Raw genomic sequence first — 17041 nt, 5'->3', positions numbered from 1 at the left:
TTGACGACATGATTCAATTTAAAAACATTTCAAAGCACTATCAGCTTAAAGGCCAAACCATACGAGCTCTGGACCAAATTAATTTGGAAATTCCAGAAGGAAGTATTTTTGGGATTATTGGCTATAGTGGTGCAGGTAAAAGTACTTTAATCCGCCTGATTAACTTACTTGAACGACCAAATGAAGGTCAGGTTATCATTAATCAAAAGGACTTCACTGCTTTGGATGCGCGTTCATTACGTCAGGAACGTGCAAATATTGGTATGATTTTTCAGCACTTCAATTTGCTACAAACCAAGACGGTTGCTGAAAATATCGAAATGCCAATGCGTCTGCTGAATTACAATAAGGCAGAACGTGAAAAGCGCTTGAATGAGTTATTGGAGTTCATTGATCTTAAGCATAAAAAAGATGCTTATCCAGATGAGCTTTCTGGCGGCCAAAAGCAACGTGTCGGTATTGCTCGTGCTTTGGCAAATCATCCAAAAATTCTTTTGTGTGATGAAGCAACCTCTGCCCTCGACCCACAAACAACCAAGTCTGTGTTAGAGCTACTCAAGAAAATCAATCAAGAGCAAAAAATCACAATTGTTATGGTGACCCATGAAATGGATGTCATTGAAACTGTTTGTGATCATGTGGCTGTGATGGAAGCAGGTAAAGTCATTGAACAAGGTTCAACGATTGATATCTTTAGTAAACCTCAACACCCGACGACTAAAAACTTTATTCAAACTGTTTTACATCAACAGTTGCCTGTGAATATTTTAAATCAACTCGAGAATCAGCATCATCATAGCATCTACTGTTTACAGTTCTTAGGGCGCTCGGCTCAAGAGCCAGTAATTCAGTCACTGATTAAACAATTTGATATTAGCTTAAATATTTTGTTCGCTAACATGACTGAAATTAATGGTACTGTGATTGGTCAAATGTTTGTGCAGCTTCTAGGCGATCCTCAGTTGATTAAACAGGCTATCGAGTTTTTGGAACAAAATGAAGTAGGTGTAGTTCAATCAGGAGATCAAGTATGAGAGATTTTATCGTACAATGGTTGACTGAACTTACTCAGCCTTTCTGGCACAGTTCTCTTTCAATTGACCAGTTTGTAACAGCGTTGCAAGAAACATTTCACATGGTGTTTTTTGCGCTTTTATTTGGTGGTATTTGGGGTTTCATTCAAGGAATTATCCTGCTTGTAACCCGTCCAGAAGGTATTTTGCCAAATAGATTCATTTATCATTTACTTAACCCGATTGTAAATGCGTTACGCTCTCTGCCATTTATTATCTTACTTATTGCAGTGATTCCTCTTACCAAGTTATTGGTAGGTACTTCAATTGGTACATGGGCCGCGATCGTTCCTTTAACAATTTATGTTGGGCCATATATGGGACGCCTGATTGAGACTTCCCTGCTCGAAGTAAATGAAGGAATTATTGAATCTGCTCAGGCAATGGGTGCTACACCTTGGCAAATTATCTCCCGCTTTGTTTTGCCAGAAGCACGCAGTTCACTCATTTTAAACTTAACCACAGCGACCATCAGTCTCATCGGTGCAACAGCAATGGCTGGTGCCGTTGGCGCAGGCGGTATTGGCGATTTAGCTATTTCTTATGGCTATCAGCGTTTTGATACAAGTGTGGTAATTTTAACAGTGATTGTTTTATTGCTCTTAGTACAGATTGTACAGACACTAGGCAACTGGCTCGCCAAGGTACGTTAAATCATCCATATAAAAAGCTCCCTACATGGGGGCTTTTTTGTTTTATATAAATCCTTTTCATCAACTAGTTGAGTGCATGGGTTAATACTATTTTCTGTTATGATCAAAATTAGTGATTATTTACTTTTTGGATTTGGTTTTAGGATAAAACAATGCGTTATAGAATTCATTTTATTGATGTACAGAATGCCCTCCAAAACTATATCTGGATTTTAGAAGATAGTGAAACCCAAGAAGCTGTTGCAGTTGATCCAACAGAGGCAGAACTCGTTACCCACTTTTGTCAGAATCATCAGTTAAATTTAAAACAAATCTGGCTTACACATTGGCATAAAGACCATATCGGTGGAGTTGCTGATTTAACTGCTGCTCAAAATATTACAGTGTATGGTCCACGTGATGAGCTTTCAAAAATTCCGGGAATTACCCATCCCTTACAGCATAATGACCACCTAAAGTTTAATGATTTAAAAGTAGAGATTATTGCGACCCCTGGCCATACTTTAGGTCATATTGTCTATTTTATTGAAGAGTTAGAAGCTGTCTTCTGCGGCGACACTTTATTTGCGATGGGATGTGGTCGATTATTTGAAGGTACGGCAGAACAAATGTATCACTCACTTAGTCGTTTAGCAGCATTACCCACACAAACCAAAGTATATTGCACGCATGAGTACACACTTTCAAATGCCGAATTTGCATTAACGGTAGAACCACACAACCATGCTTTATCTGAACGAGCTGAAGAAGTCCGTGAGCTACGTAAACAAGGATCAATCACCCTACCCAGTACCATAGAACTTGAATTAGCAACAAATCCTTTTCTCCGTGCAGAAAGTGCCGAAGACTTTGCTCACTTACGAGCCCTTAAAGATAATTTCTAAAATTAATTTTCAATAAAAGATACAGTTTCATTTTAAAAACTGTATCTTTTTGCATAGTACAGATTCATGGTAATTATTTTTTACATTTACTTTATTCTTATTTATTCAGCTTTTTTTAAAATTTCGCCAAATTTATAATTTTTTAAAAATCTGCCAAGGGACAATCTTTTAAATAAAAAGTTTTTATTTTTTAGTTACATAACCACTCTATAATTTTATAAAAAAGAAAACTTTTCTTTCTCTATCTTACTTTTTTTACAAGTTGCAAAATAAAACAAAGATTTCCCCCTTTAAAAAATCTACTTAAAACCCTATTAATAAATAAGATGTAATGCCACGGATAGAAGGAGTTCTCACGTGAAAAAGGTTGTTAAAGCTAAAAATTTGATTGCGTTTCGTATTTGGTTAGAAAAGTTAGGGTATTCAGTTAAAAATCTTGCTGATGGAAAAGGTTTTACTTTTAGTTTTAAAAAAGAATATGGTTTAGTGACCTGTGATTTGGCAGGAAATTCATTAGCGATGCAATTAGGTGAAGAGTTTGAAGATCACTTAAAAGCATAATTTTTTACAACTCATTTTTTATTTAAGATTGTCTTTTTTAAAAGATAAGCAATGTTGCAGAACTTTAGAATGGTTTAATTAAAATATATTTTTAGATGTTGAAAAAATCTGTAGCCGGGCTACTCTCCCAAATTGCCCTTAGCTACAGATTTTTTTTATAAGGTTATTCTGCTTTATGGTTCTTTAAGGCTTTATCTAAAAGATCTTTATCTAAAGCTTTATCCCAACGTGCTACAACGATTGTTGCGCAGGCATTCCCTACTAAGTTTGTTAATGCACGGCACTCAGACATAAAACGGTCAATACCAAGAATTAACGCCATACCTGCAACAGGAACAGCTGGTACAACCGATAGAGTTGCAGCCAGAGTAATAAAGCCTGCACCAGTCACCCCTGCTGCACCTTTAGAACTTACCATCGCAACTAGAAGCAATGCAATTTGTTCACTAATGGATAAGTCCACGTTACACGCTTGTGCAATAAACAGAGCAGCCATGGTCATGTAGATATTTGTACCATCAAGGTTAAATGAGTAACCTGTTGGAATCACCAAACCGACTACCGATTTTTCACAACCTGCTTTTTGCATTTTATCCATTAAAGATGGTAAAGCTGCTTCAGAAGAACTCGTCCCTAAAACCAGCCAAAGTTCATCTTTGATATAGCGAATTAAATGGATAATTGAGAAGCCGTTATAACGAGCTACAGCTCCTAAAATCACGATGACAAACAACACCGCTGTAATATAGAACGTCATAATTAATAGTAATAAATTACCAATTGATTCGATTCCATAAGCACCGATGGTAAAAGCCATTGCACCAAAAGCACCGATTGGAGCTAGCTTCATTAACATACCAACCAGATAGAAAACTGGAGCTGTTAAGTTATTTAAGAAATCGGTAATTGGACGTGCGCGGTCACCCAATGCAGCCAAAGAAATACCAAATAACACCGCTACAAATAGAACCTGCAAAATTTCGCCACCTGCCAGAGGGCTGACTAGTGTTTGCGGGATAATATTCATGAAAAAGTCGGTAATATTTGTTGCGTGCGCCTTTTCAACGTAAGTATTTACTTTATCGTTGACTAAGGTAGCAGGATCAATATTAAGACCTTTCCCCGGTTGAATAATATTTGCCACAATCATACCCACCACAAGAGCCAAGCTTGAGAAGGTAAGAAAATAAAGCATCGCTTTACCAGTTACACGTCCAACTCGGCTCATGTTTGTCATACTGGCAATGCCTGTCACAACAGTTAAAAAGATGACGGGAGCAATAATCATTTTAACAATCTTGATGAATGCATCACCAAGCGGTTTTAAACTTTCGCCAAGTTCTGGGTAAAAATGACCTATTAAAATGCCCAAAATAATTGCAAAGATGACCTGTACATACAAAATTTGGTGAAACTTCTGTTTTTTCTGTACTGTTTCTTGGTCAAGGGTATTGAAATCCATTATCTAAATACCTTTTCGATGGGGATAAAAAAAATAAATATAAAGCGTACACCACAAGCTGCTTTATCAAGGAAAAGCCATTGTAAAGAATAAAAAACGGCCTGTGTTATAAATTTAAAAAATGTCAAATTTAATAGTCATGCAATAAATTATATAAAATCATTTTTATTTCTAGGTTTTAAAAATTAAAAATGCAACTAAAATTAATCATAAGTATTTATTTATTTTTATTATTTTTGATAAAAACTATATTCATATTGCCTATATAAGTTTAATTAAGCCATACTACCCAAACATTTATTAAATAAATGATTTTATAAAAAACATGTAAATTAAAAATTATGAAAATTTAATTTAAAAATAATAAGAAAAATTGATATAAAATTTTATAAATAAGATAAATTTTTGCCTATTTTTATAAAATATCCAGATTTGCAGCCGTTTCAACTAAATTACATCAGAATGTGCTTTGAATAAACGTGCTAATAAAGTTTGGACATAGTCTAAGCCTAATGCTCGATCAGTGAATAAAATTCTGAACAGCATAGGTGCAATCACAGCTTCGATAATCTCTTGATTGTCTATAGTGAGTTCATTACGCCCCTTTGCTCTGGCTTGAATAATATCAAGTTGTTGAACGATTAAAGTTTCACATTTTCGAGCATTTGAAGATTCAGTTGCATATAGCAAATCTCGTAGCAATGTTTGCCCTACTTCAGAAGAGTATTCTTCAAAATATTGTTCAATCCATGCAGTAATATCAAGCTGAAATGAACCTAAATCTTTCGGCTCCATATCCGGCTTCAGTTCATTTAGAGCCACATCTGAAAATAGCTGATTGATATCGCCCCAACGGCGGTAAATTGTTGAAGGGGTTACACCTGCTTCATTAGCAATCATAGGTATAGTAATTTGGCTTTGTTCCAAATTTTTTTGAAGCTCTTTTACTGCTTGATGTACCGCAGTTTGAATTCTTTCACTACGACCACCTGGACGTAACCCAGTAACAACTTTTGCCATTAATCAGCTCTACTTCAAGAAAAAACAATTAAAATATTATTTGTATATACAAAATACACTAAAGCTAATGATTTGCTTTAGTGTGAAAATAATGTATAAAAGCTAAATATTCGCTTTAATGTTATTCATCTTATATGAACAATTCAAGTTCAAAACGGTCTGGATCAGTTTTTCAGTTAGATTCAAAAGTTGCTTTGACCTTAAACACAATCACGCTCATGACCTTTATGGCGGCGTCTAGTGCCCCTACGCCACTATATCGTCTGTATCAGCAGACATGGCAATTTTCGCCTGTTACCTTAACTTTAATTTTTGCGACCTACGCGTTTACCTTACTTGCGTCTTTACTCATTATTGGTTCTTTATCTGATTATACCGGACGTCGGCCTGTCATTATTTCAGCAATTTTTTTGCAAATTGCTTCAATGAGTTTTTTCCTTTTTGCCTCAGATGTTTCGATGCTATTTATTGCGCGTGGCTTACAAGGTATTGCAACAGGTCTTGCTGTTTCTGCAATTGGAGCCGCAATTTTAGATTTCAGTAAGCATCATGGTTCCCTAATTAATAGTATTGCTCCCATGGTCGGCATGGCAGTAGGAATTTTTATTACATGCCTTATTCTGCAATTTTCGGTTCAACCTTTACATCTAGTTTTTGAACTCTTATGTATATTGTTTGCAGTTGAACTCATTTTAAGTTTTTTTAATCCTGAAACAGTACGCAAAAGATCTGGTGCTCTTGCTTCTTTAAAACCCAACATGGCTATTCCACATCAAGCAAGGAGTGCTCTATTCAGTATTAGTCCTATTAATATTGCGCTTTGGATGGTCAGTGGTTTTTTCTTATCACTTATGCCCTCTTTATTAGCAAAAATTTTTCACACATCTTCAGCTTGGCTAAATGGCGTTATGTTTATGGCACTCGCCCTTTCAGGTGCAGCAGGGATTCTGACTCTTAGAAAATCTACCAACTTTCGTATTTTGCTCACGGGTACCTTATCCATCATTATTGGTGCAACCGTTTTATTTCTAGCGATTAATTTTACCAGTGCCGTAATTTTACTCTTGGGTTCTATTATTACGGGGGTAGGTTTTGGTACAGCTTTTATGGGTGCAATTCGTACAGTCATGCCTCTAGCTTTACCCGAAGAACGCGCAGGACTCATGGCTGCTTTTTTTGTAGAGAGTTATTTGGCTTTTAGTATTCCAGCAATTTTAGCAGGTTACTTTGTGGGTAAAATCGGACTTATGAACAGTGCCAACATTTATATGAGTTTAATTATTGGTCTTGCTCTGATTGCACTTGTGATGATTTTTAAAAATATTAAAAGCAAATAATGATTAAAAAAAGCCTCCATCGAGGCTTTTTTACTTTACTGATCACGCCAAGGTTTCAAAAAACACTTTACATACTTTTTAAAAGGCCAAGTAAACTGTTTTATAAAACTATTTGGGATTTTATAACCCACTGTGCCATACACACTCGCCAAATGACTAGGCATATATACGCTTTTAAAAATAACATCGTATAGGGGAATAAAAGCGGCGTAATTTTTATCAATAGCAGGTTTTTCTGAAGAATGATGCCAATGATGGAATTCTGGCGTTGCGATAATCCAGCGCAAATATGGAAAACGAAAACGTACATTGGAATGAATGAAGATAGCGTGAAATGAAATAAAGACTAAATAGGCAAAAACAGCCGAAGTATGAAAACCCAGCAGGAAAATCGGTAAAGTAGCAATGAAGCGAGTCATGAGCACTTCAATGACATGCAAACGAGAAGATGCTAACCAATCCATATATTCAGTCGAATGATGAATTGCGTGAAAGCGCCATAAGAAATTAACCTCATGCATAGCTCGATGTAACCAGTACACCGTAAAATCGACCACAATGAGCAACTCAATAAATTGCAGCCAAATTGGTTGAGCTTGTACATAAGGCACAATTGGATTATGAGACAAATGCGTAATCCAATATTGAATTGGCATGACGGTTAAAAAGCTAAATAATTGAATACCAATATGGCTGACCATGAAATATTTCATATCGGTCACCCAGCCCACCCTTAATATTTTTTGTTCGGGATTTTTAGCAAAAAAACCTTCAAGTGGAATAAAAATGAACGCTAAAATAAATAAAGTCAGTACAAAATAATCGATACCTGCATAAAACGGCACACTTGGTAAAACGGGTGCTTCAATTACACCACAGCCCAAAACCGCTGCCACAAGTGAAAAACATAACCCATAAAAACCATATCGGTTTTGACGAATAATTGCACTAAATGCACCAAAGCCAGCGCTAATAATAATGCCTGTGATCAGCCCATAATAAAAAAGATTATAGTGTTTGGCATAAATAGGACGGAGTTCTGGGGTAGTTAATACACTGGGAAATAAAAAACATAATGCACCAAATAGACAAAGTAAGCTGAGCGACATTGAAATAAAGGCGCTAATTTTCCCTAATCCTGCGTTAAGTTCTAAATTTTCAAATTTTGCTCTTAATTGATCGGTCATAATTCATATAAAGTTCTTATTGTATATAACGCGAATGCTATCAAAATTTAATAATAAATTGGAAAGAACTTTAAACTCTCAAATATTCTCCATTCCACTGAAAATGAGATTTAAAATAGCGTTAACTAGTTTTATAAAACCTCAAATATTTGACCGACAGATTGAATCAGCCATTTTCTGGCAATAATATCATCACTACGATTAAACCAGTTCAAGCTCACTTTAAAAGAATCCATAGCAAAAGGTAATTCAAACATTTGGACATTACCATGGGCTAAATAATGCCGAGCTGCTCGCGATGGTAAAGTCACCAACATATCTGAACTCTGCACAACCCCTTGTAAAACACTAAAATGTGGGACCTCTAAACGAATTCGTCGCTTTAAATCCATTGTTTTTAAATATTGCTCAACTTGGATATGCCCTGTTGATGATTTTATAGCCACATGATCTTCTTGCAAATATTGCTCTAACGTCAGTTGCTGCTGTAGCCTTGGGTGGTCAGCTCTAGCAATGCATACATATCTTTCTTCAAATAAAGTACGCGTTTCTATTTTAGGCATTATGGTCTGCGTACTATTAAATACGGCTAGATCTAAAAAGCCGTCAATAAGCCACTGCTCAACCTTAGACGACTGAATCTCTTCAATCTCAATTTGAATATAAGGTGCTGTTTTCTGCAAAAAAGCCATAAGACTAGGCAAAAGACAAATTTCCCCTGCGTCAGAGAGTCCGATTCGGAAAGTTTTATTTGAATTTTCAGGACGAAATTCCTGTGCTTGAGCGATTGCTGATTCAATATTAAAAATTGCTTGATGAAAAATTGGATAAAGCTCATGTGCAACTTTTGTAGGTTCGACACCGCCTCGGCTTCGGGTAAACAACTCATCATTTAACTGACGGCGTAAACGATTCAAATTATAAGTCACAGAAGGCTGACTCAAATTTAATTTATCAGCAGCTTTACTAATATGCCGAGACTCATAAATACAGACAAAAACTTTAATCAAACCTAAATCCATGGTTCTGATCCTTTAAATACTCTAAACAAAGACTTTAACTTCTTTGTTTAGAGTTTAGTTCCTTTTATAGGAAAAAAAGCTTAACTCTTATGGAGATATACTTGAATTTAGCATTACGCGTTTAGTTCGATTGCAAATACTTATGGCAATAACACTTAAGGTTGCCAGCACACAAGGGATGGCTAGAGCGATAAAATTATATGCAATGGGTAGATGCAAACTTAAAAGCCAGCCGCATAAAATCGGACCTAAAATCGCCCCGATACGGCCTACTCCTAAAGCCATACCAATGCCCGTACTGCGGATTGGTGAAGGATAAAACTGAGCCATATAAGCTAACAATAAAATTTGCCCGCCAATAGATGCCGCTCCAGCAATGGCAACACAGAAATATAAAATGACCATAGGTAAAGCATAGCTCAACAAGTAGAGCGACACTGCACCTGCAAAGAAGAGTGAACAAATGACCTTACCTAGGTGAAAACGATCAGCAAAGTAGCCTCCACCGATTGCACCCAGCATCCCACCCAAGTTTAGCGCCAGTAAAAAAACAAGACTGGTTGATAAATCATATCCGGCCTCGACCATGAGTTTGGGTATCCAGTTACCGAGCGCGTACACCATGAGTAAAGCCATAAATACACTCAGCCAGAAAAATATAGTGACTAAAGCACGGTTCTCGGTAAATAGAGCAACCAAAGGTCGAGTGGCAGTTCGTTGGTTTTCTTGGTGTAATACAATGCTTGTATGATCAGTTATGCTTTGTTGTGGTGCTAATTGTTGAAGTAAGTCACGTACCTCATTCCATTTTTTCTGGCGAACCAGATAATCGATTGATTCGGGTAAAAATTTCCAAATAATAGGTAATGAAATGAGTGGAATGCCCGCCAGAATAAACATGATTTGCCAACCAAACTTAGGAACCAACCACATGCCTAAAAGCGCTGAACTCATCCCGCCAATCGCATAGCCGCTAAACATGAGCGATACCAAAGTTGATCGTAATTTCTTTGGGGCGAATTCGGTCATTAAAGCAATAACGTTCGGCATTACTCCGCCCAAACCAAGACCAGCAATAAAACGGTAAATGGCAAACTCTTTGGGGCTGTTGGCAAAACCACATAACACCGTAAAACCACTAAAAATAAGGACACACAACATAATTAAACGCTTACGGCTAAAGCCATAAGACTCTAATTTATCGGCTAAGCTACCGAAAATCATGGCACCAAACATCATGCCAAATAATGCAACACTGCCCAGCAATCCAGCAGTCATACTATCTAACTGCCAATGTTGCATAAGCTTAGGCAATGCAACACCATAAATAACTAAGTCGTAGCCATCAAAAATAATAATAAGCGCACTCAGCAAGATCACACGCCAATGTAATGGTGTTAATCTTGCGTCATCAATCAATTGATTTGCATTTAGTTTTTCCATAATTGCTTTCCTTAGCAAATTGCGTGTAAAACAAAAATTTATTTAAATCGTTGCTATTTTTAATTGATGTAATTGTCGCTTTGCTTCTGCAACATCCTGTTCTAGATCGTGTTGCCATAACCAATCAAACCGATGTTCAAGATGTTCACCAATTTCGACAAATGTTGGGTACTGAGTCGAATAACACTCATAAATTTCGCCAGATTCACGAGAAGTTTGCTGAACACGACAAGCACGTTTTAAACGGAGCTTTTCATATATTGAAGACACATCGGTTAACTGATCTGCGTGTAAGTTTTTTGTCGACAATAATGCTGCAAGGATTAATGCATCTTCAAGACCTTGTCCTGCTCCTGCACCTTGATGGGGTAACATCGCATGTGCAGCGTCACCCATAACAATCACATGACCAGAGGCACTTTGATAAGTTGAAAGTTCTTCAATTTCATGTAAAGCCCAAATGGTAGGTTGTTCAATTAAACCCAATAATGTTTGGCAGCTTTCGCTCCAGTCTGAAAAATCAGAAAGCATTTGAGCTTTATCAACAGGTTTGGTCCACGGTGTATCAACCGGGAGTACCGTATCTTCACGGTTTGAGCAGAAAGCAACAATATTAATTTGTTCCCCCTTACGAATGGGGAACGTTAAAATATGTTTGTCTTTGCCCAATAACATTTGGGGAATATCTGCTAAACCTGTATCGCTGTTTATTTGCTGCAAAGCTTCTTTAAATGAAGCGTGAGAAATAATGCCACGATAAGCCCAAGTTCCTGAGAAACGTGGATGAACCGGTGGTAAATCGTGAGTAGCTAAAACATATTGGCGAGCCACAGAGCGGATACCGTCAGCCCCGATTAAATAATCGCACTCATACTGACTACCATCATTAAAGTGTAAAATCACCTGATCATTTTGTTCTTCAATTGCTTCTAGGCGTTTTGAAAAATGAACATTTTGCGTAGGCATGTGAGGAATAATGGCATCTAGAAAATCAGCACGATGAACAGATGACTGCCCTACACCTGTCGCGATAGATGCAGATAAATATTCATCGGTATAACCATTGCGCCATTGAAACCAAACATCTTGAAATGGGGGCGATACTTTATCTGCAATTGCATGATATTCGTTGGCTAAACCTAACAGTTCAATGGCTTTGACTGCGTTAGCACCAAAAGAAATTCCTGCCCCAATTTCAGAAAACTGAGGTGCAGATTCAAACATTTGCACGTCTAAATGGGGGCGTTTACTTAAATTACTTGCTAAAGCCAGACCAGCAATACCACCACCAACCACGGCAATTCGAATATGTGTATTCATGTGTTTGTTCCTTAAACATCATTATCGTTTTCACATATTCATTTTTGAGAAGTTGGCTTATAAAGTCCAATTAGTATTTTTTTTGTTCAATTATTTAAAAATTAAATAATAGCCAATTGGACGGCCTCTATAAAGCTTAGAGGCCGTCCATGCTAATCAATTATTTTTGATAGACTTTATGGTGTGCCTGGCGGGGTTCCGATAGCATGTTTCATTGGAGCTTCATAAGTCGTCTCAGCAACCGGTGAAACGCGCCAAATCGTATTGCCTACATCATCTGCAACTAATACGGCACCTGAAAAATCAATTGCTACACCCACAGGACGACCATACGCTTTGCCTTTATCACTCAGGAATCCGGTCAAGATATCTTGTGGTGGACCAGAGGGTTGACCACTTCTAAATGGTACAAAAACAACTTTATAACCACTGTGAGGCTTACGGTTCCAAGAACCATGCTGACCGATCAATGCGCCTCCTCTAAATTGTGGCATGAGTTCAGCTGTGTAAAATGCAAGGCCCAAAGAAGCGGTATGGTTACCAAGTGCATAGTCGGGTTTAATTGCACGAGCAACCATTTCCGGATTTTGTGGTTTTACTCGCACATCTACATGTTGACCATAATAGCTATATGGCCATCCATAAAAACCACCGTCTTGGACTGACGTCATATAGTCAGGTACTAAGTCACTACCAATTTCATCGCGCTCATTAACAACAGTCCAGAGTTTTCCACTTTGCGGTTGCCAAGCCATACCATTTGGATTACGCAGTCCTGTTGCAAATGGACGTGAGTGACCGCTTGCAATATCAAACTCTGTAATTTGTGCACGACCTTTTTCTTGATCTAAACCATTTTCAGCAACGTTACTGTTAGAACCAACGGTAATGTAGAGCTTTGTACCCGCCGCGTTAGCAATGACATTCTTGGTCCAATGGTGATTTAAAGGACCGCCCGGTAAATCTAATACTTTGGTTCCACTGGCTGTAATTTGAGTTTCACCTTCCTGATAAGGAAAACGCACCAATGCATCTGTATTGGCGATATATAAGTTATTACCGACCAATGCCATACCAAATGGAGAATTTAAATTTTGAAGAAACGCTGTTTTCTGATCGGCAACTCCGTCTCCATTAGTATCACGAAGTAAGCTAATACGGTTTGCACTTGGATGAGATGAGCCTGCTCGCTTCATCACAAAAGACATAATTTTACCTTTAATGCCTTTGCTGTCTTCAGGTTTAGGCGGAGCATCCGTTTCAGCAACCAATACATCACCATTCGGCAATACATAAAGCCAGCGCGGGTGCTCAAGTCCTTTTGCAAATGCTTTTACCTTTAAACCTTCCGCGGGTTTTGGCATTACCCCACTCGGCCAACCTTTTGCAGGTGCAATATTAACAGTGGGAAATAAACTTGATTTAGGTTCAGGTAATTTTGGATCTGGACCATAACTCTCAGTAATCGGATATTGTGAGGATGAAGCGCATCCAGCTAATGTAACTAAAACCGTAGTGCCTAAAACTGGCAGTAAAAAACGTTTAGTCATGATTTATCACCATTTCTTTTTTGATGTCATGGAAATAGCGTAATTTATGTCAGCAATTAAACAAGCAACTTTAATGGAGTCTTTTGTTTATCGCTTGCAAAAAAGCTTCTTTATTTTTCGGTGAAATCATAACCGTTGCGATTTTTCCATTTTTCATATAATAAATTTTGAGTCGATCTAATGAGAGCGCTGGAGATGAAAGTGGATTATGAGTAGGTTCTATTTGGGTAATATCATTAATATTAATTTTCCATCGAAATACTAAGCTTTTAATCACTAGAGTACCGTTTTCTACCACATAGTAAGTATTAAAGATGGGAAGCCAAATAATAAAAATGACTAAACTATAAATGATGAGATGCGGAAAATTTGAAGCTAAAGAATAATGATGATTTGCTTCATAAATTTTTATAACAATATTGGCAGTGATAACAATAAATATTAACAAAAGCCACCAATCAATTTTTGATCTAAATTTCAAAATTTATCCTCCATTTTTAAACTAGTTTTTAGCAATTTATTCATTCTAATTTATTTAATTTATATTCTTAAATTAAAGCAAAACTCACCGCCTCTTTTGCATGAATGGTGGTCGTATCAAATAAAGGAACCGAGAATTTAAGCTCACCAATCAACATACAAATTTCGGTACAACCCAAGATAACGCCTTGGGCACCTTCAGCTATAAGCCTCTCTACAATAGCGATGTACTGTTGCTGAGAATCTGGGTTGATCACACCTAAACAAAGCTCTTCATAAATGATGCGATGGACGACTTTTCTATCGGCTTCATTGGGAATAATCACATCAATTCCATGATCTCTTAATCGAGCTTTATAAAAAGCTTGCTCCATTGTAAAAGCTGTCCCCAACAGTGCAACCTTAGTAATGTTTTGATTTAAAATTTCTTTTGCCGTTGCATCAGCAATGTGTAAGAAAGGAACTGTAATTGATTCTTCAATTTGTGCTGCAACTTTGTGCATAGTATTAGTACACACCAAAATACAATCTGCTCCTGCTTTTTCCAAATTTAATGCTTGCTCGGCTAAATATGTGCCAGCCTCTTGCCATAAACCCTTCGCTTGCAAGGCTGCTATTTCTCCAAAATCAACACTATTAATAATGACCTTAGCAGAGTGTAATTTTCCTAATTTACGATGAACCATTTTATTGATTTGCTGATAATAAAGCGCTGTAGATTCCCAACTCATTCCACCTAATAAGCCGATTGTTTTCATTATTTAACCCTTCTATTTATTTAAAACTTATCTATATCTTTTATGAGTAAAGTGTAGCTAGAATAAAATTGCTGCTTTTATACTAAAAACTTTAAATGAAGTTAAAATATTTGGATTTAATTTATACTTGATAAAAAACACATGAACATAGATATATTTAATGATAATTATGAACACATGGGATTTGCTGATAAAAAATTAGCTCATGAATGGGGACTATGGTGTAGAGTTTAAAATAGGAAAATCAAGCTCAAAACACACACCCTCGACCGTGTTATAAACTCGATAGAGACCATGATGTAGATCCATAATAGAAGCAACAATCGACAAACCTAATCCACCTGTTTGATTCTCATCACTTCGACTTGAATGGCATTGGTAGAATCTTTCAAAAAGATGCTCAAGTTGATGATCAGCAATTGAAACACCACCCGTTACCACAGTCAGGCTGACCCATTCCTTATGTTCAATCATCTTATGTTTAGTTGCGATATAAATAGTCCGCTTGTCACCACCGTGAACCAGCGCATTTAAAATCAGGTTATAAACTGCTCTTTGAAATAGCTCAGGATCTGCAAATAAATTTTTAGCCTCTAAGTTAAAACTAAAATGACACTCTTGTTCTTCAGCTTGATATTCAAAAATCTGGCATAGCCTATCCATAACATCTTGGATATTTATTTCTTGTTTGTTTACAAGAACCATTTTCTGATCGGCTCTTGCCAAGAAAAGCATGCTATCAATCATGCGTTTTAATCTGTGGTAATCATCTAAATGAGACACCAGTAAATCTTGATATTGCTCAACCGAGCGTTCGCCAGTTAAAGCAATCTCGGTTTGCCCAATCAGATTATTTAAAGGCGTACGGAACTCATGAGCGATATCTTCAGAAAAACGGTTGAGCTGCGTATAGCCCTTTTCGATACGCTCAAGCATATGGTTTATATCTTTTGAAAGTAGCTCAACTTCTAAAGGAGAATTTGATAGGTTTAATCTTTTCTGGAGCTGATTTACGTTAATAGAATGAGTTTGCTTGCGAAGCTGTTGCAGCGACCGTAAACCTAAATGACACGCTAAAATGCAAAGCACAAAGATTGCAAACACGCCCCCGACCACATACAGCAAGAGACTTTCTTGAAAAGGTAAAATAATATTGATGCGTTCCGACCACTGTTTACCTGCAATGAGCAGATAAGGTTCGTCATTAATTTTTATGGTTTTCCACGCAATTCGCGTTGGATATGGTTTGTTCACTAAATCTTGAAATTGAAGGCTATTGCGCTGTGCAAGTTCAGGTAACTGAATATGCAGTGGATTGATATTAATTAAAGTTTTGTCTTTATGAGTGAGTAAAAACAAGTTGTCTTGATTGCCAAGCATGTTTTGATACAGCTTAGGACGCGCAATGATTTGCTCTACATTTTCGCTATCTTGCAGCAAAATTTCCAAACGGTTAATTCTGTCTGCTAAAGCTTTATCTTGCTGCTTTAACAAAATTTGATTAATACCTAAATAGGTCATAAAGCCGACTGAACATAAAATTAAGGCAGAACAAAGCGTGACCAATAATGTAATACGGACTTCCAGAGAACGCAGAAATTTAAATTTCATAAGCTAACCGAAATTTTATAGCCCAAACCACGTATGGTATGAATGAGTTTTAATTCATATCCCTCATCAATTTTGCTTCGTAAACGGCGTACAGCGACATCAATAAAGTTGGTATCTGTGTCAAAGTTAATATTCCAAACTTCGGAACCAATTTGTCTGCGCGTCACGATTTGCTCTTTGTTGAGCAACAGGTAACGCAACAAATTAAATTCGGTCTTACTCAGCTCAATTAAATTTCCGTTACGCCATACTTTATGGCTGACCACATCCATTTTTAAATCACTAATAGACAGCTCATTTTCTTGTAGATATAGCTGTCGTCTTAACAGGCTTTTAATACGTGCCAACAGTTCAATATAAGAAAATGGTTTAGCCAAGTAATCATCTGCACCCAACTCCAAACCTTTAACTCTATCTATTACCTGATCTTTTGCTGTTAAGAAAATCACCGGAATTTTTGAAAACTGGCGTAAGACCTGTAATACGCTCCAACCATCTATGTCCGGCAACATGACATCAAGAATAAGTAAGTCATATTGATCTCTCTTTAGCATTTCCAAACCTTGCAGCCCTAAGTGAACACACTCCGCTTGATATCCAGACTCTTTCAATCCTTTGACCAAATATGTGGCGATCTTGATCTCGTCTTCAATAATAAGGATACGCATTTTGTAGAGACT

At 37.0% G+C, this 17041-nt stretch carries 16 protein-coding genes; 5 read left to right on the top strand and 11 right to left on the bottom strand.

Features of this window, described 5'->3' with window-relative positions; translation table 11 throughout:
* The first annotated feature begins 8 nt into the window (after positions 1 to 8).
* From F931_RS06210 to F931_RS06195, 4 genes are all read left to right on the top strand, one after another.
* Complete coding sequence (locus F931_RS06210) at positions 9 to 1034, top strand: methionine ABC transporter ATP-binding protein (protein WP_016140547.1); 1026 nt, start codon at positions 9 to 11, stop codon at positions 1032 to 1034.
* On the top strand, positions 1031 to 1726 hold the full coding sequence (gene metN, locus F931_RS06205; protein WP_016140546.1) for a methionine ABC transporter permease: 696 nt from the start codon (positions 1031 to 1033) through the stop codon (positions 1724 to 1726). Before F931_RS06210 ends, metN begins: the two co-directional genes overlap by 4 nt.
* Before the next feature lie 152 nt (positions 1727 to 1878).
* Positions 1879 to 2610, top strand: a complete 732-nt coding sequence (gloB, locus tag F931_RS06200; RefSeq protein WP_016140545.1) for a hydroxyacylglutathione hydrolase — start codon at positions 1879 to 1881, stop codon at positions 2608 to 2610.
* Positions 2611 to 2967: 357 nt separating this feature from the next.
* Positions 2968 to 3171 carry a hypothetical protein gene (locus tag F931_RS06195; protein ID WP_002119766.1) on the top strand — a complete coding sequence of 68 codons (204 nt, stop codon included), beginning with the start codon at positions 2968 to 2970 and terminating at the stop codon, positions 3169 to 3171.
* A 163-nt stretch (positions 3172 to 3334) separates the two neighbouring features.
* Here the strand turns inward: F931_RS06195 and F931_RS06190 are convergent, their stop codons facing one another.
* Together F931_RS06190 and F931_RS06185 are read right to left on the bottom strand one after the other, a co-directional pair.
* A complete protein-coding gene (locus tag F931_RS06190) occupies positions 3335 to 4633 on the bottom strand; it encodes a dicarboxylate/amino acid:cation symporter (RefSeq protein ID WP_016140544.1) in 1299 nt (432 codons plus the stop codon).
* Between the two features lie 447 nt (positions 4634 to 5080).
* Positions 5081 to 5653 carry a TetR/AcrR family transcriptional regulator gene (locus F931_RS06185; protein ID WP_016140543.1) on the bottom strand — a complete coding sequence of 191 codons (573 nt, stop codon included), beginning with the start codon at positions 5651 to 5653 and terminating at the stop codon, positions 5081 to 5083.
* A 134-nt stretch (positions 5654 to 5787) separates the two neighbouring features.
* Here F931_RS06185 and F931_RS06180 point away from each other — a divergent pair, with 134 nt between their 5' ends.
* Positions 5788 to 6990 (top strand): MFS transporter, encoded by a 1203-nt coding sequence (locus F931_RS06180; protein ID WP_016140542.1) that lies wholly within the window; start codon positions 5788 to 5790, stop codon positions 6988 to 6990.
* A gap of 35 nt (positions 6991 to 7025) precedes the next feature.
* Here the strand turns inward: F931_RS06180 and F931_RS06175 are convergent, their stop codons facing one another.
* The 9 genes from F931_RS06175 to irlR all read right to left on the bottom strand — a co-directional run bounded on the left by F931_RS06175 (position 7026) and on the right by irlR (position 17029).
* On the bottom strand, positions 7026 to 8177 hold the full coding sequence (locus F931_RS06175; protein ID WP_016140541.1) for a sterol desaturase family protein: 1152 nt from the start codon (positions 8175 to 8177) through the stop codon (positions 7026 to 7028).
* A gap of 131 nt (positions 8178 to 8308) precedes the next feature.
* The gene (locus tag F931_RS06170; protein ID WP_016140540.1) at positions 8309 to 9199 is read right to left on the bottom strand and encodes a LysR family transcriptional regulator; all 891 of its coding nucleotides are present in this window, start codon (positions 9197 to 9199) and stop codon (positions 8309 to 8311) included.
* Positions 9200 to 9286: 87 nt separating this feature from the next.
* Positions 9287 to 10642, bottom strand: coding sequence for an MFS transporter (locus tag F931_RS06165; RefSeq protein WP_016140539.1), 1356 nt, complete (start codon positions 10640 to 10642; stop codon positions 9287 to 9289).
* Between the two features lie 42 nt (positions 10643 to 10684).
* On the bottom strand, positions 10685 to 11962 hold the full coding sequence (salA, locus tag F931_RS06160; RefSeq protein WP_016140538.1) for a salicylate 1-monooxygenase: 1278 nt from the start codon (positions 11960 to 11962) through the stop codon (positions 10685 to 10687).
* 176 nt (positions 11963 to 12138) lie between these two features.
* The gene (locus F931_RS06155; protein ID WP_016140537.1) at positions 12139 to 13512 is read right to left on the bottom strand and encodes a PQQ-dependent sugar dehydrogenase; all 1374 of its coding nucleotides are present in this window, start codon (positions 13510 to 13512) and stop codon (positions 12139 to 12141) included.
* Positions 13513 to 13582: 70 nt separating this feature from the next.
* Positions 13583 to 13993, bottom strand: coding sequence for a PH domain-containing protein (locus F931_RS06150; RefSeq protein ID WP_016140536.1), 411 nt, complete (start codon positions 13991 to 13993; stop codon positions 13583 to 13585).
* Between the two features lie 67 nt (positions 13994 to 14060).
* The gene (gene racD / locus F931_RS06145; RefSeq protein ID WP_016140535.1) at positions 14061 to 14750 is read right to left on the bottom strand and encodes an aspartate/glutamate racemase family protein; all 690 of its coding nucleotides are present in this window, start codon (positions 14748 to 14750) and stop codon (positions 14061 to 14063) included.
* Between the two features lie 216 nt (positions 14751 to 14966).
* The gene (gene czcS / locus F931_RS06140) at positions 14967 to 16361 is read right to left on the bottom strand and encodes a heavy metal sensor histidine kinase (protein ID WP_016140534.1); all 1395 of its coding nucleotides are present in this window, start codon (positions 16359 to 16361) and stop codon (positions 14967 to 14969) included.
* Entirely contained in the window at positions 16358 to 17029 is a 672-nt protein-coding gene (gene irlR, locus F931_RS06135) for a heavy metal response regulator transcription factor (RefSeq protein WP_016140533.1), read from the bottom strand. The genes czcS and irlR overlap by 4 nt, the downstream gene beginning before the upstream one ends.
* Positions 17030 to 17041: the final 12 nt, after the last annotated feature.

Source organism: Acinetobacter pittii ANC 4050, assembly GCF_000399685.1.
GTDB classification, from domain to species: Bacteria; Pseudomonadota; Gammaproteobacteria; order Pseudomonadales; family Moraxellaceae; genus Acinetobacter; species Acinetobacter pittii_E.
This window is presented reverse-complemented; position numbering and strand designations above follow the sequence as displayed.